Origin of the sequence: Polaribacter staleyi (assembly GCF_038024045.1) — a bacterium.
Lineage (GTDB): Bacteria > Bacteroidota > Bacteroidia > Flavobacteriales > Flavobacteriaceae > Polaribacter > Polaribacter butkevichii.
Genome location: NZ_CP150665.1, coordinates 3910210 through 3930058 on the forward strand (window position 1 = coordinate 3910210; position 19849 = coordinate 3930058).

17 protein-coding genes are annotated in these 19849 nt (G+C 30.1%); 12 read left to right on the forward strand and 5 right to left on the reverse strand.

Going from position 1 to position 19849, the window contains the following annotated elements:
• Positions 1–366: 366 nt before the first annotated feature.
• Entirely contained in the window at positions 367–1860 is a 1494-nt protein-coding gene (locus tag WHD07_RS16215) for an arylsulfatase (protein WP_343329235.1), read from the forward strand.
• Between the two features lie 463 nt (positions 1861–2323).
• On the opposite strand, the gene WHD07_RS16220 is transcribed toward WHD07_RS16215, so the two are convergent.
• Positions 2324–3010, reverse strand: a complete 687-nt coding sequence (locus WHD07_RS16220) for a Crp/Fnr family transcriptional regulator (RefSeq protein WP_343329236.1) — start codon at positions 3008–3010, stop codon at positions 2324–2326.
• 104 nt (positions 3011–3114) lie between these two features.
• On the opposite strand from WHD07_RS16220, the gene WHD07_RS16225 reads away from it, so the two are divergent.
• The 11 genes from WHD07_RS16225 to WHD07_RS16275 all read left to right on the forward strand — a co-directional run bounded on the left by WHD07_RS16225 (position 3115) and on the right by WHD07_RS16275 (position 15071).
• Positions 3115–5490, forward strand: coding sequence for a heavy metal translocating P-type ATPase (locus tag WHD07_RS16225; RefSeq protein WP_343329237.1), 2376 nt, complete (start codon positions 3115–3117; stop codon positions 5488–5490).
• 2 nt (positions 5491–5492) lie between these two features.
• Positions 5493–6191 (forward strand): purine-nucleoside phosphorylase, encoded by a 699-nt coding sequence (deoD, locus tag WHD07_RS16230; RefSeq protein WP_105047788.1) that lies wholly within the window; start codon positions 5493–5495, stop codon positions 6189–6191.
• A gap of 80 nt (positions 6192–6271) precedes the next feature.
• Positions 6272–7642, forward strand: coding sequence for an oxygen-independent coproporphyrinogen III oxidase (gene hemN, locus WHD07_RS16235; protein WP_343329238.1), 1371 nt, complete (start codon positions 6272–6274; stop codon positions 7640–7642).
• Positions 7643–7734: 92 nt separating this feature from the next.
• On the forward strand, positions 7735–7908 hold the full coding sequence (gene ccoS, locus WHD07_RS16240) for a cbb3-type cytochrome oxidase assembly protein CcoS (RefSeq protein ID WP_105047790.1): 174 nt from the start codon (positions 7735–7737) through the stop codon (positions 7906–7908).
• A 10-nt stretch (positions 7909–7918) separates the two neighbouring features.
• Positions 7919–10114 carry a cytochrome-c oxidase, cbb3-type subunit I gene (ccoN, locus tag WHD07_RS16245; protein WP_343329239.1) on the forward strand — a complete coding sequence of 732 codons (2196 nt, stop codon included), beginning with the start codon at positions 7919–7921 and terminating at the stop codon, positions 10112–10114.
• A 3-nt stretch (positions 10115–10117) separates the two neighbouring features.
• Complete coding sequence (locus WHD07_RS16250; protein ID WP_105047792.1) at positions 10118–10285, forward strand: CcoQ/FixQ family Cbb3-type cytochrome c oxidase assembly chaperone; 168 nt, start codon at positions 10118–10120, stop codon at positions 10283–10285.
• Positions 10286–10296: 11 nt separating this feature from the next.
• The gene (locus tag WHD07_RS16255; protein ID WP_105047793.1) at positions 10297–11154 is read left to right on the forward strand and encodes a cbb3-type cytochrome c oxidase N-terminal domain-containing protein; all 858 of its coding nucleotides are present in this window, start codon (positions 10297–10299) and stop codon (positions 11152–11154) included.
• A gap of 31 nt (positions 11155–11185) precedes the next feature.
• The gene (gene ccoG, locus WHD07_RS16260; protein ID WP_343329240.1) at positions 11186–12607 is read left to right on the forward strand and encodes a cytochrome c oxidase accessory protein CcoG; all 1422 of its coding nucleotides are present in this window, start codon (positions 11186–11188) and stop codon (positions 12605–12607) included.
• A gap of 8 nt (positions 12608–12615) precedes the next feature.
• Positions 12616–13062 (forward strand): FixH family protein, encoded by a 447-nt coding sequence (locus WHD07_RS16265; protein WP_343329241.1) that lies wholly within the window; start codon positions 12616–12618, stop codon positions 13060–13062.
• Positions 13063–13250: 188 nt separating this feature from the next.
• Complete coding sequence (locus tag WHD07_RS16270; RefSeq protein WP_105047796.1) at positions 13251–13949, forward strand: sulfite exporter TauE/SafE family protein; 699 nt, start codon at positions 13251–13253, stop codon at positions 13947–13949.
• 141 nt (positions 13950–14090) lie between these two features.
• A complete protein-coding gene (locus WHD07_RS16275) occupies positions 14091–15071 on the forward strand; it encodes a type IX secretion system membrane protein PorP/SprF (protein ID WP_343329242.1) in 981 nt (326 codons plus the stop codon).
• Here the strand turns inward: WHD07_RS16275 and murI are convergent.
• From murI to bamA, 4 genes are all read right to left on the reverse strand, one after another.
• On the reverse strand, positions 15068–15865 hold the full coding sequence (gene murI / locus WHD07_RS16280; protein WP_343329243.1) for a glutamate racemase: 798 nt from the start codon (positions 15863–15865) through the stop codon (positions 15068–15070). The genes WHD07_RS16275 and murI overlap by 4 nt on opposite strands.
• Positions 15866–15934: 69 nt before the next feature.
• Positions 15935–16441, reverse strand: coding sequence for an OmpH family outer membrane protein (locus WHD07_RS16285; protein ID WP_105047799.1), 507 nt, complete (start codon positions 16439–16441; stop codon positions 15935–15937).
• A 19-nt stretch (positions 16442–16460) separates the two neighbouring features.
• A complete protein-coding gene (locus WHD07_RS16290; protein WP_343329244.1) occupies positions 16461–17246 on the reverse strand; it encodes an OmpH family outer membrane protein in 786 nt (261 codons plus the stop codon).
• 64 nt (positions 17247–17310) lie between these two features.
• Complete coding sequence (gene bamA / locus WHD07_RS16295) at positions 17311–19842, reverse strand: outer membrane protein assembly factor BamA (RefSeq protein WP_343329245.1); 2532 nt, start codon at positions 19840–19842, stop codon at positions 17311–17313.
• Positions 19843–19849 lie beyond the last annotated feature (7 nt).

Sequence of the window (19849 nt, forward strand, 5' to 3'; positions counted from 1 at the left end):
AAAATGTTGTTGATTGTAAGTAATAATGTTGCAAAATAGGGTTTTTTTAGCATTTATTACTTTTTGCAACAAATGTAGGTAGCAAAAGAGAATATTAAAGTTGTTTAAGTATGTAGTTTTGATGAGTGATATTATTTATATCAATATTTAACTAACTTAAACTGAGTTAATGAAAGTTGAGTTTGAAAATAAGCTAAATACAGCTAATTATATAACCATAAATATTATTTAGAATTGGTTACAAAGAAGTTTTTTAGTTGTTGATATAAATTATAACAAAAATCGTTAATAATATATTTTTTTAATTTAAAACCAATTAATTAGAGATTAGATCTTTTTTAATTTCTATTTTATAAATTAATCCAAATGATTAAACCTTATTTTTCCATAATAGTAGTAGCTACAGCTATACTTTTTACATCGTGTAACTCTTCTAAAAAAGACCAAAAAAAAGATTCTGTAGCAAAGAGTCAATTTGTTGCAAATGAAAAACAACCTAATATTATATATATTCTTGCAGATGATTTAGGATATGGTGATTTAAGTTGTTATGGGCAAGAAAAATTTACGACACCTAATATTGATAAGTTAGCCTCACAAGGGATGCTTTTTACACAGCATTATTCTGGTAGTACAGTTTGTGCTCCTTCTAGATCTGCGCTTCTTACAGGGATGCATACCGGACATACTGCCGTTAGAGGTAATAAAGAAGTAGAGCCAGAAGGTCAATATCCTATTCCTGATGACACTTATACTTTGGCAGAAGTAATGAAAAAAGCAGGATATACAACTGGAGCTTTTGGTAAATGGGGACTTGGTTTTCCTGGTTCAGTAGGAGATCCTGTAAAACAAGGTTTTGATGAGTTTTATGGATACAATTGTCAGCGGTTAGGACATCATTATTATCCAGATCACTTATGGTCTAATAATGATTCTATTGTTTTAAAAGGTAATTTAGGTTTATCAAGAACAGAGTATGCTCCTAGTTTAATTCATGATAAAACAATACAATTTATAGAGAAAAATAAATCGAATCCATTTTTCTTATACGTAGCTTCTATTATTCCGCATGCAGAACTTGCAGCTCCAGAAGATTTAATGGAGAAATATAGAAATAAATTTTTACCAGAAAAAGAATTTAAAGGTGTAGACGATGGTCCTAAGTATAGAAAAGGATTTTATGCTTCTCAAAAAGAATCTCATGCCGCTTTTGCTGCAATGATAGATTTATTAGATCAACAAGTAGGAGAAATTATGGCGAAAGTAAAAGAATTGGGTATTGAAGATAACACAATTATTATTTTTACTTCAGACAATGGACCTCATCAAGAAGGAGGAGCTGATCCAAAATATTTTGATAGTAACGGTGTTTTTAAAGGAACAAAAAGAGATTTATACGAAGGTGGTATTAGAGTGCCTATGATTGCAAAATGGCCAGGTAAAATTAAACCAGGTAGTAAAACGGATCATGTTTCTGCTTTTTGGGATGTTTTTCCAACGTTTTCTAAGATAGCAGGTGTTGATGTGCCTAAAAATATTGATGGAATTTCTTTTTTACCAGAATTATTAGGGAATAAAAAAGATCAAAAAGAACATGAATATTTATATTGGGAGTTCCATGAAAAAGGTGGGAGACAAGCAGTAAGAAAAGGAAATTGGAAAGCAGTAAAATATAATGTTTTAAAAACACCAAACAAGTTAATGGAACTTTATGACCTTAATAATGATTTAGGAGAAAAAAATAATGTGGCAAAACTGCATCCAGAAGTTGTAAAAGAAATGGAAGCTATTTTTAAAGAAGCAAGAACGCCTTCTGATGTTTTTACTTTTAGTCAAGAAACTTTTTTAAATGTTGATTAATTGACTAATTAGAAATTTTGATATAATATTCAAATTCCCCCAAAAGAATTAAATTTTGAATTTAGTTCACCTTAACTTAAGTTATTTAACTTAAAAGTAAATGCTCATTTGTTTCATTACAAATGAGCATTCTATTTTTATATTGATACTAGTTTTTAGCAGAATGTTTGTTAAATTCAGTAAGTATGTTTTAGTTATTTTTTTGATGTTGATAAAACGATCTTGTTATCATTTCTCTTCATTAGAAAAGGTAAAGGAGTTTTTGTATAACCTATATGCTTAGTAAAGGTTAAAAGAAGTGGTTTTTTTTTAGTAACCCTATGTAAAAAAGTGTTTTTAATTTCTGTTTAAATAGAAGTAAAAAGAAAGTTAATCGTATTAAAAATTACGATGAAAGCATATTTTGATGTCAAAAATAAATGACAAAACATATTAAAAATTAGTACACTTAAGGTTAAAGTGTTTAAAAACCTTGTGCAATTTTATCTAATTCATTTCTATCAAGTATCGAAATATCTTTCCCTTTAAACTCAATAATTTTTTTCTTTTTAAAATCAGATAATAAACGAATAGCAGATTCTGTAGCAGTACCTATAATATTGGCAATATCTTCTCTAGAAAGATGAATGTCTATGGTGTTTTCTGCATTTGTACCAAATTTATCAAGTAGTTTTAAAAGCGTTTCAGCCAAACGTTGTTTTACCGTTTTTTGGGCCATATCAACAATCACATTGTCTGCTTGTTTTAGGGTTTGAGCCATGTCTTTAAGCACACTCATGGTAAAATTAGGGTTTTTTGATAGATCTTTCAGAATTTCTTCTTTCGGAATAAAACACACTTGCATGTCATTTAAAGCAACGGCTTTAAGGTTAGAAGCTTCGTCAGAAATTAAGCTTCTTTCTCCTAATAAATCGCCTCTAGTAACCAAACTAATAATTTGATTTCTACCATTTTCACTCATTTTAGAGATTTTACAAACCCCTTCTTTTATACAGAAAATGCCTTTTAGGCGCTCTCCTTCTTCAAAAATAGCCTCACCTTTTTTAACAACTCTCGATGTTTTACAATTAGTCATCTTAACCAACTCCTCTCTGCTTAAGTGCTTTATAGAATTTAGTTGACGAATAATACATTGCTCACATTTACTCATAATGACTACTGGTATTTGGGTATCAAATATATTAAAAATGTGATAAATATCATGTTTTAAAACGTGATTCTTATTGTAAATTTGTAAAAGGCAAAAGAGTAAATATGAATTCTACACATTGTTATCATTGTGGTGATTCTTGTGATGATAATTTAATTGAATTTGACGGTAAAAGTTTCTGTTGTAACGGTTGTAAAACGGTTTATGAAATTTTTTCTGAGAATGATTTAACTTGTTACTACAATTTTCAAGACAATCCTGGGGCAATTCCGACTGAAATTCAAGGAAAATATGATTTCTTGGACAATGCCGAAATAGCAGAAAAATTATTGGATTTTAATGATGGTAATACACAAATAGCAACTTTATACATACCACATATTCATTGTAGTTCTTGTATTTGGGTGTTAGAAAACTTACATAAGTTAAATAAAAAGGTTTCTTCATCTCAAGTAGATTTTCCAAAGAAAAAAGTAAGAGTTACTTTTAATTCAGAAGAAACTACGCTTAAAGAAATAGTACTGCTTTTAAGTGCTATTGGTTACGAACCTTATATTAGTTTAGAAGATTATGAAAGCGGAAAAAAAGCGGTAGATAGAAGCTTAATTTATAAGTTAGGTATTGCTGGTTTTGCTTTTGGTAACGTTATGTTTTTATCGTTTCCAGAATATTTTGAAGTAGATGGTTTTTGGATAGAAAAATACAAACATATCTTTAGATGGTTAATGTTTTCATTTTCTTTACCAGTTGTATTTTATGCAGGGCAAGATTATTTTATATCTGCTTTTAAAGGTATTCGTTCTAAAATATTAAATATTGATGTTCCTATAGCACTGGGTATTTCGGTGTTGTTTATCCGAAGTTGTGTTGAAATTATTTTTAATTTAGGGGCAGGTTTTTTTGATAGTTTAACCGGTTTGGTTTTCTTTCTTTTATTAGGAAAGTTTTTTCAACAAAAAACATATAATTTTTTGTCGTTTGAGCGTGATTATAAATCGTATTTCCCTATTGCAGTAACACGTATTTCATCTAAAGGAAAAGAAGAAAACGTTGCTATTTATGATATAGAAAAAGGAGATCGGTTGTTAATTAGAAACCAAGAGTTAATACCTACAGACGGAATTCTAATTAACGGTAATGCAGATATAGATTATAGTTTTGTTACCGGAGAAGCAGTGCCAGTGTCTAAAAAATCTGGAGATAAATTATTTGCCGGTGGTAAACAACTTTCTGGGGTCTTAGAAATGGAAGTTTTGGCATCGGTTTCTCAAAGTTATTTAACCCAATTATGGAGTAATGATGTTTTTAATAAAGACAATAAGTCGCACTTTAAAACAGTTACAGATAAAATTAGTAAAAACTTTACCATTATTGTATTGTCTATAGCTTTTTTAGCAACTGCGTTTTGGCTGTATTTTGATGCTAGTAAGGCTTTAAATGTATTTACTGCAGTTTTAATAATTGCTTGTCCTTGTGCCATTGCTTTGGCTGCTCCGTTTACTTTAGGTAATATGTTACGACTTTTTGGGAAAGAGAAATTTTATTTAAAAAACGCAACTGTTGTAGAGCAGTTAGCGGCAATAGATACTATTATTTTTGATAAAACAGGTACGCTAACAACGCATAAAGAAAACACTATTTCTTATGACGGGATTCCATTAAATGAGGAAGAAAAAAGCATTTTAAAAAGCGCTTTAAGAGCTTCTAATCATCCGTTAAGTAGAACTTTGTACAACTCTTTAGAAGAAGTAAAAACTTTAGCAATAACAGATTATAAAGAAATTGTTGGTAAAGGAATAGAGGTTTCTTATAAAAACTTTCAATTAAAGTTAGGATCATCTTCTTTTGTTAAAAATAATGAAGATAAATCAACTTTAGACACAGCCGTTTATGTTGGTATTAATGATGACTATAAAGGAAAGTTTACCTTTAAAAATTCTTACAGAAAAGGGGTAAAAGATTTATTTAATACTTTAAAAAGCAGTTTTAATTTAGCAGTTGTTTCTGGTGATAATGAAGGCGAAAGGGGTTTTCTAAAAGAATTCTTACCAGAAGGCACAAATTTATTGTTCAATCAAAAACCAGAAGATAAATTAAACGTTGTTGCAAATCTGCAAAAAGAAAATAAAAAAGTGGTAATGATTGGTGATGGTTTAAATGATGCTGGTGCTTTGGCACAAAGTGATGTTGGTATTGCTTTGTCAGAAAACATCAATGTGTTTTCTCCTGCATGTGACGGAATTTTAGATGCATCAAAATTTAATAAATTAGGGAAATATATAAAGGCTTCTAAAAAAGCGATTAAAATTATAAAATACAGTTTTATACTATCTTTATGTTACAATGTAATCGGGTTGTATTTTGCGGTAACAGGGCAATTAATACCTGTAATGGCAGCTATTTTAATGCCTTTAAGTTCTATTAGTATTGTAGTTTTTACAACAATTTCCACCAATTTATTGGGAAAAAAAATTAAATAATTATGAGTGTACATATCGCAGCCAAAAAAGGAGAAATTGCAGAAACAGTGCTGTTACCTGGAGATCCTATGAGAGCAAAATGGATTGCAGATACTTTTTTAAAAGATAGTATTCAATATAATGACGTACGTGGAATGTTAGGGTTTACCGGTACTTATAAAGGTAAAAGAATATCTGTGCAAGGTACTGGTATGGGAATACCTTCTACATTAATTTATGCTACAGAATTAATAACAGAATACGGTGTTAAAAACTTAATTAGAGTTGGTTCTGCAGGTTCTTATCAAAAGGAAGTGAAAATTAGAGATATTGTTTTGGCAATGGCAGCTTCTACAAATTCTGGTTTAAACACCATCCGTTTTAACGGAGCAGATTATGCGCCAACAGCGAGTTTTAAGTTATTTCAAAAAGCTGTTGAAATTGCAAAAGAAAAAAATATAGTGGTAAAAGCTGGTGGAATTTTAAGTTCTGATGAGTTTTATGCAGATGAGTTTGATAGCTATAAAAAATGGGCAGATTATGGTGTTTTATGTGTAGAAATGGAAACCTCTGGCTTGTATACAGTAGCAGCAAAACACAATGTAAATGCCTTGTCTATTTTAACAATTTCAGATAGTTTGGTAACTAAAGAAAGAACTACGGCAGAAGAAAGAGAGCAAACCTTTAAAGAAATGATAGAAATTGCTTTAGAATTGGGGTAAGATAGTAAATGTCTCCTCGAGCGCAGTCGAGAGGTTAATTAGGTCTCGACTGCGCTCGACCTGACAAAAAGTTAAACAAAATGAAAAAATCATTAGTACAAAAATATAATATTCCTGGGCCAAGATACACCAGTTATCCAACCGTTCCTTATTGGAACAAAGCAGGAATAGATAAACAAGATTGGATACAATCTTTTCAAACTTCATTTAAAGAAAGTAATTCGTCAGAAGGAATAAGTGTTTATATCCATTTGCCTTTTTGTGAGAGTTTGTGTACGTTTTGTGCGTGTCATAAACACATTACAAAGCGTCATGAAGTAGAAGATGAGTATATAGATACCGTTTTAAAAGAATGGAAATTGTATGTTGCCTTGGTAGATGAAATTCCGGTTATTAAAGAATTACATTTAGGTGGAGGAACGCCTACTTTTTTCTCAAAAGAAAACTTAAAATATTTAATGGATGGTATTTTTAAAATCGCCAAAAAACATCCAGGATCAGAATTTAGTTTCGAGGGGCATCCAAATAATACCACTAAAGAACAGTTGCAAACGTTGTTTGATGCAGGTTTTACAAGAGTAAGTTTTGGTGTACAAGATTATAATGAAAAAGTTCAAAAAGCAATTCATAGAGTTCAACCTTTCGAAGCAGTAGAACAAGTAACCAAATGGTCTAGAGAAATAGGATATACGTCTGTAAGTCACGATTTAATTTTCGGATTGCCACATCAAACCAAAGAAAACGTCATTTACAGTATTAATAAAACCAAAGAATTACAACCAGATAGAATTTCATTTTACAGTTACGCTCATGTACCTTGGGTAAAAGGAGTAGGACAAAGAGGTTTTAATGAAGACGATTTGCCTAAGAATGATGAAAAAAGAGAACTTTACGAAATAGGGAAAGAACTTTTTGCAGAATTGGGGTATGTAGAAATTGGGATGGATCATTTTGCTTTAAAAACAGATAGTTTGTTTAAGGCAACCATCAACAAAACCTTGCATAGAAATTTTATGGGGTATACTGCCAATAAAACCCAGTTAATGGTTGGTTTAGGAATGTCTGCAATTTCAGATTCTTGGTATGCCTTTGCTCAAAATGTAAAAACAGTAAAAGAATATCAGAAGATTGTTAATGAAGGAGAAATTCCAATTTTTAGAGGACACCTTTTATCCGAAGAAGATAGAATTATTAGAAAACATATTTTAAATATTATGTGTCATTTTTCCACTTCGTGGGATGCGGAATCTATGAGGATCAATAATATTGAGATGCATTTAGGATTATTACAAGAAATGGAACAAGATGGTTTGGTAAAAATTGATTTAAAATCAAAATCATTAGCAGTGCCAGAAGCGGCAAGACCTTATGTAAGAAACATTTGTATGGCTTTTGATTTGCATTTGTTAAAAAACAAACCAAAAACACAGTTGTTTTCGATGACTATTTAACAGAAAATTAAGATATTTACAAAACATGACATTTGTCATATTTTAAGAAAGTGACCAATAGTATTTTTGAAAAATCAATTATCAGGCAAGATATGAGCGTAATATACCTACTACTAACTATTAGTATACTAGTAGCCATCTTATTTTTTATCGCATTTATTTATTCAGTAAAAACTGGGCAATTTGACGATTCTTATACGCCATCTGTTCGTATGTTGTTTGATGATGAATTAGTAAAAGATAAAGAAAAATCAACTAAAGACTAAATATTAAATTATGGAAATGCAACAATTTTATTACGATAATAAGATCGTAAAGAAATTTATCTATGCTACATTATTCTGGGGAATAGTGGGGTTCTCTGTGGGGCTAATGCTCGCTTTTATGTTTTTATTCCCTTACTACACAGAAGGAATTTCTTGGTTAAGTTTTGGACGTTTAAGACCATTACACACAAATGCTGTAATTTTTGCCTTTGTAGGTAACGCTATTTTTGCAGGGGTTTATTACTCGCTTCAAAGATTGTTAAAAGCAAGAATGGCAAGTAATTTTTTAAGCAATTTTAACTTTTGGGGTTGGCAATTAATTATTGTTGCGGCAGCCATTACTTTACCTTTAGGGTATTCTTCATCTAAAGAATATGCAGAGTTAGAGTGGCCAATAGATATTGCAATAGCACTTGTTTGGGTTGCATTTGGTGTTAATATGATTTGGACAATCTTACAAAGAAGACAACGTCATTTATATGTAGCAATTTGGTTTTATTTAGCAACCTTTGTAACGGTAGCTGTATTACATATTTTTAACAGTTTAGCATTGCCGGTTACCTTTTTAAAATCTTATTCTGTTTATGCAGGGGTACAAGATGCATTGGTACAATGGTGGTACGGACATAATGCCGTAGCATTTTTCTTAACAACACCTTTTTTAGGGTTAATGTATTATTTTGTGCCTAAAGCAGCAAACAGACCTGTATATTCTTATAGATTATCTATTGTTCACTTTTGGTCATTAATTTTTATCTATATCTGGGCAGGACCACACCATTTATTATATACAGCATTACCATCTTGGGCGCAAAACTTAGGAGTTGCATTTTCTATTATGTTATTGGCTCCATCTTGGGGAGGTATGATAAACGGTTTGTTAACCTTGCGTGGTGCTTGGGATAAAGTTAGAACAGATCCTGTTTTAAAATTTATGGTAGTTGCAATTACAGGATATGGTATGGCAACTTTTGAAGGACCAATGTTGTCTTTAAAAAATGTAAATGCAATTGCACACTTTAGTGATTGGATTATAGCACACGTACACGTTGGTGCATTAGCTTGGAATGGTTTCTTAACGTTTGGTATGTTGTATTGGATGATACCAAAAATGTTTAAAACAAAATTACATTCTGTTGCATTAGCAAATGTGCACTTTTGGATTGGTACTTTAGGTATTATATTGTATACGTTACCAATGTATGTGGCAGGTTTTGTACAAGCTTCTATGTGGAAACAATTTAATCCTGATGGATCTTTAACTTATGGTAACTTTTTAGAAACTGTAAATGAAATTATACCAATGTACTGGATGCGTGCTATTGGAGGTAGTATGTATATTATTGGTGCATTTGTAATGTTATATAATATTGTTAGAACAGTTAGATCTGGTAGTGATGTAACCGATGAGTTAGCAGAAGCACCTGCATTAACTAAAGTTTCTAAATATAGAACAAAAGGTGAAGGTTGGCACACATGGTTAGAAAGAAAACCAATTAAATTAACAATTTATGCAACTATTGCCATTTTAATTGGTGGTGCAGTGCAAATTATACCAACATTATTAATAAAATCTAATATACCTACAATTAGTAGTGTAAAACCATACACACCATTAGAGTTACAAGGTAGAGATATTTATATTAGAGAAGGTTGTGTTGGGTGTCACTCTCAAATGGTTAGACCATTTAGAAGTGAGGTAGAACGTTATGGAGAATACTCTAAAGCAGGTGAGTTTGTGTACGATCATCCATTTTTATGGGGATCTAAACGTACCGGACCAGATTTACATAGAGTAGGAGCTAAATATTCAGATAGCTGGCACTTAAATCACATGTATGATCCACAAAGTACATCGCCAGGTTCTATTATGCCTTCTTATAAATGGTTAATTACAGATGAACTATATAAAGGAGATATAGAAAGTAAAATGGAAGTAATGGTAACTTTAGGTGTTCCGTACACTAAAGATGAAATAGCAAATGCACAACAGCACATGTTAGAGCAAGGTACTAAAATTGAAGAAAACTTACATTCAGATCCAGATTTTGCAAAAAATTATGAAGCAGATAAAAAGTATGCAGAAGAAAACGGATTGCCTTTTATAGAAATGAAAAACAGAGAAATTGTAGCAGTTATTGCTTATATACAACGTTTAGGTACAGATATAAAAGTTAAAGACGAACAAAAAATTTCTAAAAATTAAGTTATGTTAAAATTTGTAAAAAATTATATGGTAACAATTACTGGTGTAGAAATATATCCTTTAATATCATTAATCATATTCTTCTCTTTTTTCATGGTCTTGTTTTGGTGGGTTTTTACTGCGAAAAAAGAATATATAAATACGGTAAGTAATTTGCCATTAGATAATTAAAACGAAAAAAAATGAAAAAGTATTTTCAATCTACGGTATATATAATTTTTGTAATTGTTACGTTTTTAGCACTTGCAAAGTCGTTTATGGTGTACGAAAACCCATTTAATGTTTATGAGAATCCTTTAGTATGGCTAGCTCTAATTGCTTTTGTATTGGTTGTTGTTTTAAAAGAAATGGTAAATGTAATTGCCATTAATAAAGCTACAGAATTGCAAAATGAAAAATTAGGAATTGTTCCTGAAGAAAGTAATGCTTGGATTAAAAAAGTATTAAAATCTTGGACAAGATCTAAAGATATTGATAGTGAAGAAGAAATTATCTTAGACCATAATTATGATGGAATTCAAGAATTAGATAATACATTACCACCTTGGTGGGTGTATTTATTCTATGCTTCTATTGTTTTTGCAGTAGTTTATATGGTAAGATTTCATGTGTTAGATGGCGATGATCAAATTGTAGAGTATGAAAAAGCCGTTGCAGAAGCTAAAGCATCGTTAAAAAAATACAAGTCTACAGCTACAGATTTAATTACAGCAGAGAGTGTTACCTTATTAACTGATGATAAAGATTTAGCCAGAGGTAAAGCAATATTTAAGTTAAACTGTGCCTCTTGTCATATTGCTGATGGAGGTGGCTCTATTGGACCAAATTTAACAGATGAGTTTTGGATTTTAGGAGGAGGAATCAAAAATGTATTTACCACCATATCTAATGGAGGTAGAGATGGTAAAGGAATGATTGCTTGGAATAAAACTTTAAAAGCAGCAGACATTCAAAAAGTAGGTAGTTATGTAATTTCTTTACAAGGAACTACACCTGCAAACCCAAAAGCTCCTCAAGGAGAAAAATGGGTAGCTGAATAAAAATAAATAGTATAAATGTGTTGAGGTAATTATGGAAACTCCTAAAAACGAGAAATTTAGAGATAGTATCAGTACGATAGACGAATCGGGTAATCGTTCTTGGGTTTTTCCTAAAAAGCCTAGTGGTAAATTCTATAAATACAGGTCGTATGTTAGTTATTTCTTATTAATTTTCCTACTAACGGCTCCATTTATAAAAATTAACGGAAATCAGTTTTTACTATTTAATGTTTTAGAACGTAAATTTAATATTTTCGGATTTCCTTTTTGGCCACAAGATTTTCACTTGTTAGTTATTTCAATGATTATTGGAGTGGTGTTTATTATACTATTTACAGTAATTTTTGGACGTATTTTCTGTGGATGGATTTGTCCACAAACTATTTTTTTAGAAATGGTTTTCAGAAAAATAGAATACTGGATAGATGGAGATAGAGGAAAACAAATTCGTTTAGATAAACAACCTTGGAATGCAGAAAAAATTAGAAAAAGACTTTTAAAATGGTTTATTTTCTTTGTGATCTCTTTTATTATTGCAAACGTATTTTTAGCTTATTTAATAGGTGGTGATACCCTTATAAGTTACATTACAGGAAACCCGTTTGATAATATTAGTACATTTATTTCATTAACAATTTTTACCTGTGTTTTCTATTTTATATTTGCTTGGTTTAGAGAGCAAGTATGCATTATAGCTTGTCCTTATGGTAGGTTACAAGGTGTTTTATTAGATAATAAAACGATCAATGTTGCTTACGATCATAAACGAGGAGAAAGAGAAGAAGGACGATCTAAATTTAAGAAAAATGAAGATAGAGAAGCTTTAGGTAAAGGAGATTGTATCGATTGTAAACAATGTGTGGTTGTTTGCCCTACAGGAATAGATATTAGAAATGGTACGCAATTAGAATGTGTAAACTGTACCGCTTGTATTGACGAATGCGATCATATGATGGAGAGTGTTGGTTTGCCAAAAGGATTAATTAGATATGAAAGTGAAGAAAATATAGAAAATAAGAAGCCTTTTAAATTAAATGCAAGAATAAAAGGATATTCTGCTGTGTTATTTATTTTAGTAGGTATTTTAATAGGGATGTTATTTTTAAGAAATGATGTAGAGGCTACAATTTTAAGGTTGCCAGGGCAGTTGTATCAACATAAAGAAAATAATATTATTAGTAATGTTTATACTTTTAAAGTGATTAATAAAACTACAAAAGATATAAATAATGTTAGTTATAAAATACTTTCTCATAAAGGAACCATAAAATTAGTGTCTAATCATGATTTTGTAGTGCCTAAACAAGGTCTTGCAGAAGGAACCTTATTTATAGAAATTAATTCGGCTGCTTTAGAAAAAGATAAAATTAAATTAGAGATTGGTGTTTATAGCGATGATAAATTAATTGAAACAACAACAACAAACTTTTTAGGACCAAGAAGTTATAAATAACTAAGATTATGAAATTTAATTGGGGAACAGGAATTGTTATTGCAATTGTAGCTTTTATGAGTTTTATATTATTCTTGGTGATTACCATGAGTACAGATAACACGTATAGTTACGATTTGGTTACAGAAAAGTATTACGAACAAGAGTTGGGGTTTCAAGATGAAATTAATGCCGAAAAAAATGCGTTCGAACTAAAAGAAAGAGTACTAATCGAAAGAACAAATGAAGGTTTAAAAATAGCATTTCCTAAAGAGTTTTCTCCAGAAGAAATTAAAGGAAAAGTGTTCCTATATAGACCGTCTAATAAACAATTAGATTTTGAAATACCTATTTCAATCTCTAATACATATTTGCTCGTGCCTGAGAAACGTTTATTAGATGGTCGTTGGAACATTACTATAGCTTTCAAATATAATAATAAAGAATACTTAATAAAAAAAGAAATAGAATATTAACGTTTCAATAAATATTAATTTAAAATAACAAGAGGTAAATTTACAATGATTTTTTTTAAGATTAAGTTTTTGCTACTTGTAAAACTATAATTTGTGTTTTTTTAATAAGTATAGATCAATTATTGGGGATTTTAAAGGAAAATTAGCATAAAAAAATATTAATAAATTTATTTGAATCAATCCTATTTATGTTTCTATCAGCAATTATCTTTGGTTTATTAGGGAGCTTCCATTGCGTGGGTATGTGTGGGCCAATAGCCTTTATGTTACCAATTGATAGACAAAACAAAACAAAAGGTTTTCTGCAAATTTTAATTTATCATTTCGGAAGATTATTAAGCTATAGTTTAATAGGTTTGTTATTTGGCTTTCTTGGAAAGGGCTTTTATTTTTTTGGCTTTCAACAACAATTATCGATTATAGTAGGACTTAGCATGATTTTTGTAATTCTATTTCCAAAACTTTTTTCGAAAGTAAATTTTTCTAAAAATATAAATAAAGTAGTTTTTAAAGTAAAGAATGCTTTAGGAAAAGAACTTAAGAAAAAAAGAAATGATACTTTTTTTACCATAGGTTTTTTAAATGGATTTTTACCTTGTGGTTTGGTGTACATGGCTGTTTTTGGAGCTTTAGCAACAACAAACCCTTTTTCGGGTAGTTTGTATATGTTTTTATTTGGTCTAGGTACAATTCCGCTTATGACTTCAGTGGTCTATTTAGGTAATTTTACCAAAGGAACTTTTAGAAAAAGAATAAAAAAAGTAATTCCAATTGTAGTTGTTTTTATTGGAGTTTTATTTGTTTTAAGAGGTTTAGGATTGGGCATTCCATACATTTCTCCAGCACCCGTTGTAGATTTAGTTACTTCTAATAGTTCTTGTCATTAGTTTTTTTGTTATAAAATATGGTGCTTATTGTATTTTATATCTTTAAAAATAGAAGAACAATACTGTTAAATCTTTGACTAGCAAAGTATTTATTATAAGAAAAAAGTATATATTTGGTAACTTAAGACTAATCTCCCTTCAATGAAATTAAATTACGTACGATTTTGCCTTCTATGTGTTTTATTTTTTTCTGTTAAAAGTCACGCACAAGAAACTTTACCTATATATCAAGATTACTTATCAGACAATGTATATTTAGTACATCCATCTGCTGCAGGTATTGGTAATTCTAGTAAATTACGTTTTACGGCGAGACAACAATGGGCAGGTATACCAGATGCTCCGTCTTTACAAACTTTAAGTTATCATTCTAGATTTGGTGAGGAGACCAATGCTGCATTTGGTGTTGTATTATTTAATGATGAAAATGGTTATCATTCTCAAAAAGGAATTCAAGGAACATACGCATATCATTTACAATTAAGCGATGGCCACTTTTTTGAGCAACTGTCTTTTGGCTTATCTCTTACTTTTGTTCAAAATCAATCAGACCAAAGGTCTTTTGAAAGTGATGATGTGCCTGCTATTGTGCAAAGTACAAGTTATTACAATTCAGATTTTGGAGTAGCGTATCATCGTGGAGGTTTATCATCATATTTTACGGTAAAAAACTTATTTTTAACGGCAAAAAATAATTTAAATATTCAAGAATCTTTAGATTTAAGAAACTATGTTTTTTCTGCTGGGTTTTATTATGATAAATTTTATCATTTTCAATTAGAACCTTCTTTTATGTTGCAGTTAAAAGAAAGTACCGGACAACGTATTGCAGATTTTAATATAAAAGCTTACAAGACATTAAAAAAAACTCAAATGTGGGTAGCTTTGTCTTATCGTAGAAGCTTTGATTCTAATTCTATTAATAATGCTCAATTTATTTCTCCTATAATCGGCTTAAATTATAAAAACTTACTATTTTCTTATACCTATACCAACCAATTAGAAAGTGTTGTTTTAACCAATTCAGGTTTTCATCAAATTACTTTAGGTTTGAATTTATGGACAAAAGAAAAAACATGGCGTAGTATGCCAAATATTAATAATTCATTTATAGGTTTCTAGAATTCCTTTTCGGTAATTTTTATTTCTTTGCTTTTGTTGGATATTAACATTTCTAAAATATCTTTGTTTTTATTGATGAAAAATTGATAAGAACCCTTGTTGTTACTTGTGTTTATTAATTGATGCTTTTCTAGAATGTTTTTTGTTTGTTTTGCAACCGCTTCACCAGAATCTATAATCTGAATTTTATTACCTACCAATTTTCTTATTTGTGGAATAAGGTAAGGGTAGTGGGTACAACCCAAAACTAAGCAGTCTACATTGTCTTCTATTAAAGGGGTAATGTAAGTAGATAATAAGGCTGTCATTTGCTTAGAATGCAGCTTTCCGCTTTCAATGAGTTCTACCAAACCTTTTCCTATAATTTCTTTACGTATTATATTATGATTGATAGTGTGAGAAGTTTTTTCAAACAATTCACTATTTAAAGTGCCTTTTGTAGCTAATATCCCTATTTTATTTGTTTTGGTACGTAAAGCAGCAGTTTTAATTGCGGGCTCTATTCCTATAAACGGAATGTTGTATTTTTCTCTTAAAACTTTAATGGCATTTGTAGTTGCTGTATTGCAAGCAACAATTATTATTTTACAATTCTGAGCCAATAAAAATTCGGTATTCTTAATAGAAAGATTAATGATTTCTTGTTTGGTTTTTTCGCCGTATGGCGCATTTTTACTATCGGAAAGATAAATAGTATTCTCTTGAGGTAAGAGTGCGTTAATTTCTTTCCAAATAGAGGTTCCGCCAACACCTGAGTCGAATATGCCAATAGGAAATTTGTTGTTTTTTACCATGGTTTGTAAAAATAAAAAAACCTACTGATATTCAGTAGGTTTTTAATTTGTAATATTATGTGCTTTTAATTAGAAACCTAATTTAGCTTTTACATCATTAAAAAGATCTTCTCCTTTTTTAACTAGTAAGCCTTTACCTACAGAAGCATCTAATACGTATAAAATACTTTTAGAAGCAGCAACAGCGTCAATTGCTTTTTGCGCTTTTTCTATAATAGGTTGTAAACCTTCATTTTGTTTTTTCTGCATGTCTTGGTACGCAAATCTTCTTGCTTGTTCAATTTTAGCAGCTTCTTGTTGTAATTCTTGAGCTCTTTTATCATTAGTCTCATTGGTTTGGCCTTTAGATTCTGCAACATATTTTTGTCTAGTTGCTTCAATTTTTTTCTCCATACCAGTAATTTCGTCTTGGTAAGTTTTACCAAGCTTTTCCATGTCTAATTTAAGAGTTTTTGTTTGTGGCATTTCTGCTACTAATTTTTCAAAGTCTATATGACCTATCTTTTGTGCATTTGCAACACCAGCTAATCCTAAAGTAAATACAGCAATTAATAGTAACGATTTTAAATTTTTCATTCTTGTTTTAATTTAATTATTATTCTTGTTCTTTTTTTTCTTGTTCTTGTTCTTTTTTCTTTCTTAATGCTTCTTTTTTGTCTCTAAGCAATTGTCTTTTCTCTTCTCTTTGTTTTAATAGCTTTGCTCTCTTTTCTGCAATTAGTTTCTTTTTTGCTTCAACATCTGCAATCTTTTTTGCTTGTGCTGCTTCTTTTTTACTAATAGCTTCTTTTTGCCTATCTGTTAAACCTTTTTCAGGAGCAAGAAGTTGCTCTTGTCTTTTTTTGTCTTTTTCGTCTATTAATCGACTACGATTGATAGTTGCTAAAACAAGGTCGCTAATATCGTATTTTTTATTTGAATATAGCATAACCAAATCGGTAGATTTATCAAAAACAAAATCATATTTTTTTCTTTTAGAAATACTTTGAATCGCATTGTAAACCTGATCTTGAATTGGTTTTACCAATTGCTTTCTCACTGAGAACATATCTCCCTTAGGACCAAAGTATAAAGATTCTAATCTTCTTAATTCTACTTGTTTTAAACTAATTTCTTCTTCTTTTTCTTCAATTAGATCTTTTGTTAGAATTGCTTTTTCGTTGGCTAAGTCTGTTTTTAAAACTTCTATATGTCTTGCTTGGTCATCTAATTTTTTTCTCCATTTAGCAATTTTTGCATCAAGAGTGTTTTGTGCTTCTAAATATTCTGGAACATTTTCTAGAATATACTCCATATCTATATAAGCAATTAATTGATTTCTCTGAGACCAAGAAATACTAGCACTAAGTATAAGAACGACTAATAAAAATATTTTTTTCATTTGTATAATGTATTTAGAAAAAACCGTGCCAAAAAAAAATTTTCTTTACAAAGTTACCGTTTTCTTAGAATTGTTTTCCAATAATAAAATGTGTTTGCCAGCCAGATTTTACTGTTTGACCAGGCAATGGATCAAAACCATGTGCAAAGTCAATTCCTAATAGACCAAATGCAGGCATAAATATTCTTACACCAACTCCTGCTGAACGTTTTAATTCAAACGGATTAAATTCTTGAAAATTGTCATAAGAGTTTCCTGCTTCTAAGAACCCTAAAGTGTATATAGATGCAGACGGCGCATCTGTTATAGAATAACGCAGTTCTAACTGAAATTTGTTATAAATTGTACCTCCATAATTTGATGAAAGACCACTGTTTTCATAACCTCTTAATCCTATTGTTTCTCTACCATCTAACTGATAAGCAGCAATACCATCTCCACCAACAAAGTAGCGCTCTACAGGTGTTGCTCCAAGCTCATGATTGTAAGAACCTAAATATCCTACTTCAGAGTTGGTCATTAATACTAATTTATCTGTAAAAGATGTATACCATTTTCCTTTGATATTAAATTTATAATATTCTAACCATTTGTATTTTTCTAAATCTGATAAGTTTGGATCAGAATAATCTTTTTTGTTTAGCAAAGAATACGGTAAAGTTGCTTTTACTCCTACAGAAAATTCAGAACCATATGTAGGGAAAATTAAACTTGGACCTGCTGAATTTCTTGATAATGTAAGGTTGTAAGATAAGTTATTTAAGGTTCCATTATTAAGGTTTATTCCTGCTAATCCAAAGTTATAATCGTTAGATTTTAATGCTTGGTAACTTATTGTTTGTGATAATTGAAAGTAATCATCAGGCCATTTTAAACGTTGTCCTAACCCTAAAGATGCTCCAATTATAGATAAACTTTTACTTTTATCTACGTCATAAGTTGTATAATCTAATTGATATTGATTTGATGAGTAGATTGAAAAAGATAAAGATTTTGGTTTTTTACCGCCTAACCATGGTTCTGTAAAAGAAAAACTATAAGTACTGTAAGTTCTACTAGTTTGTAGTCTTAAAGCTAATGTTTGTCCATCTCCCATTGGCAAAGGTTTGTAAGCCTCTTTGTTAAAAATGTTTCTGATAGAAAAGTTGTTAAAAGATAAACCTAAAGTTCCTATAAAAGAGCCACCACCATAACCACCTTGTAGTTCTATTTGACTTCCTCCTTTTTCTACAACAGTAAAATCTATATCTGCTGTTTTATTTTGATAATCAGGTACAACATCTGGTGTAACGTTAGAATCAAAGAAACCTAATTGACCAATTTCTCTAATAGATCTTATAATAGCACTTCTACTAAATAAATCTCCTGGTTTTACACGTAATTCTCTAAATAATACGTGGTCATTTGTTTTATCATTACCAGAAACACTTACTTTTCTAATACGTGCTTTTTCATCTTCTCTAATTCTTATTTCTACAGTAATAGAATCGTTTTTTACTCTAGTTTCTACTGCATTCACAGAAGAGAATAAGAAACCATTATCTTGGTATAAGGTAGATATATCTTGCGAAGTAGGGCTACCATCTCCTTTAATACGTTCTTCTAAAACAGCTCCATTGTACACGTCTCCTTTTTCAATTTTTAAATATCTTTGAAGTTGTTCATCTGTGTATTCTTTGTTTCCTATAAATAAAATTTCAGCAAAACGATATTGTCTACCTTCTTCTATATCTAAATGAATGTTAATGGTATTGTCATCATTCCAACTTATTTTGTCACTAAGAATACGTGCATCTCTATAACCTAATCTACTGTATTTATCTAAAATGCTTTCTAAATCTTCTTGATAATCTTCTTCGATATATTTAGAGGCTTTCCAAAAACGACCAAGAAATTTTTCTTTGGTGTTTTTCATCGCTTTTTTTAATTTCTTGTTAGAAAGCGCTTTGTTACCCGTAAAAAGAATGTCTTTAATTTTTATTTTTTTTCCTTTATCAATAAAGATAGCCATGTTAACAATATTAACGTCAGAGGTGTCTTTTTTAACGTCTAAATTAACTTTGGTTTTAAGGAACCCTTTGTCGGTATATTTTTTTGTAAAGTAATTTTTAGAAGTTACAATAAGGTTATCTGTAACCATAGCACCTCTTTTAAGTTCTGCATCTTTTTTAAGTTCTTTTGCTTTTCCTTTTTTAATACCTGTAATGGTTACATTGTTTAATTGAGGTAATTCTAGAACATCAAATTGTAGGTAAACGGTATTGCCATCTAGTCTTGCAAGATATACATCTACATTACTAAACTGTTTACTTTCGTATAGTTTTTTTATAGCACTTGTAAGTTTGTCTCCTGGTAATTTTATAGGTTGTCCATTTCTTAAACCAGTAAAAACTCGAACAGTTTCTTCACTAAACTTTTTTAAACCAGTAACACTAATGCTTCCTAGAATATATTCTTTTCCTTTTTCAAAGGAAGTGTTTTTAGTAGAAGTTGTATCTTTTTTTACAATTGATAAACTATCTATTTCGGTTTGTGCGTTGGCACTAAAAGTAAAAAATAATGCCATTAGCATTATTGTAGCAGAAAATAATTTCATAAAAAAT

Coding starts and splice junctions, on each gene's coding strand:
- WHD07_RS16220 (WP_343329236.1), bottom strand. CDS start 3,010: ATGAGTAAATGTGAGCAATGTATTATTCGTCAACTAAATTCTATAAAG.
- WHD07_RS16215 (WP_343329235.1), top strand. CDS start 367: ATGATTAAACCTTATTTTTCCATAATAGTAGTAGCTACAGCTATACTT.
- WHD07_RS16290 (WP_343329244.1), bottom strand. CDS start 17,246: ATGAAAAAAATATTTTTATTAGTCGTTCTTATACTTAGTGCTAGTATT.
- WHD07_RS16255 (WP_105047793.1), top strand. CDS start 10,297: ATGAAAAAGTATTTTCAATCTACGGTATATATAATTTTTGTAATTGTT.
- ccoN (WP_343329239.1), top strand. CDS start 7,919: ATGGAAATGCAACAATTTTATTACGATAATAAGATCGTAAAGAAATTT.
- WHD07_RS16275 (WP_343329242.1), top strand. CDS start 14,091: ATGAAATTAAATTACGTACGATTTTGCCTTCTATGTGTTTTATTTTTT.
- WHD07_RS16270 (WP_105047796.1), top strand. CDS start 13,251: ATGTTTCTATCAGCAATTATCTTTGGTTTATTAGGGAGCTTCCATTGC.
- deoD (WP_105047788.1), top strand. CDS start 5,493: ATGAGTGTACATATCGCAGCCAAAAAAGGAGAAATTGCAGAAACAGTG.
- WHD07_RS16250 (WP_105047792.1), top strand. CDS start 10,118: ATGTTAAAATTTGTAAAAAATTATATGGTAACAATTACTGGTGTAGAA.
- ccoG (WP_343329240.1), top strand. CDS start 11,186: ATGGAAACTCCTAAAAACGAGAAATTTAGAGATAGTATCAGTACGATA.
- bamA (WP_343329245.1), bottom strand. CDS start 19,842: ATGAAATTATTTTCTGCTACAATAATGCTAATGGCATTATTTTTTACT.
- murI (WP_343329243.1), bottom strand. CDS start 15,865: ATGGTAAAAAACAACAAATTTCCTATTGGCATATTCGACTCAGGTGTT.
- WHD07_RS16285 (WP_105047799.1), bottom strand. CDS start 16,441: ATGAAAAATTTAAAATCGTTACTATTAATTGCTGTATTTACTTTAGGA.
- WHD07_RS16265 (WP_343329241.1), top strand. CDS start 12,616: ATGAAATTTAATTGGGGAACAGGAATTGTTATTGCAATTGTAGCTTTT.
- hemN (WP_343329238.1), top strand. CDS start 6,272: ATGAAAAAATCATTAGTACAAAAATATAATATTCCTGGGCCAAGATAC.
- ccoS (WP_105047790.1), top strand. CDS start 7,735: ATGAGCGTAATATACCTACTACTAACTATTAGTATACTAGTAGCCATC.
- WHD07_RS16225 (WP_343329237.1), top strand. CDS start 3,115: ATGAATTCTACACATTGTTATCATTGTGGTGATTCTTGTGATGATAAT.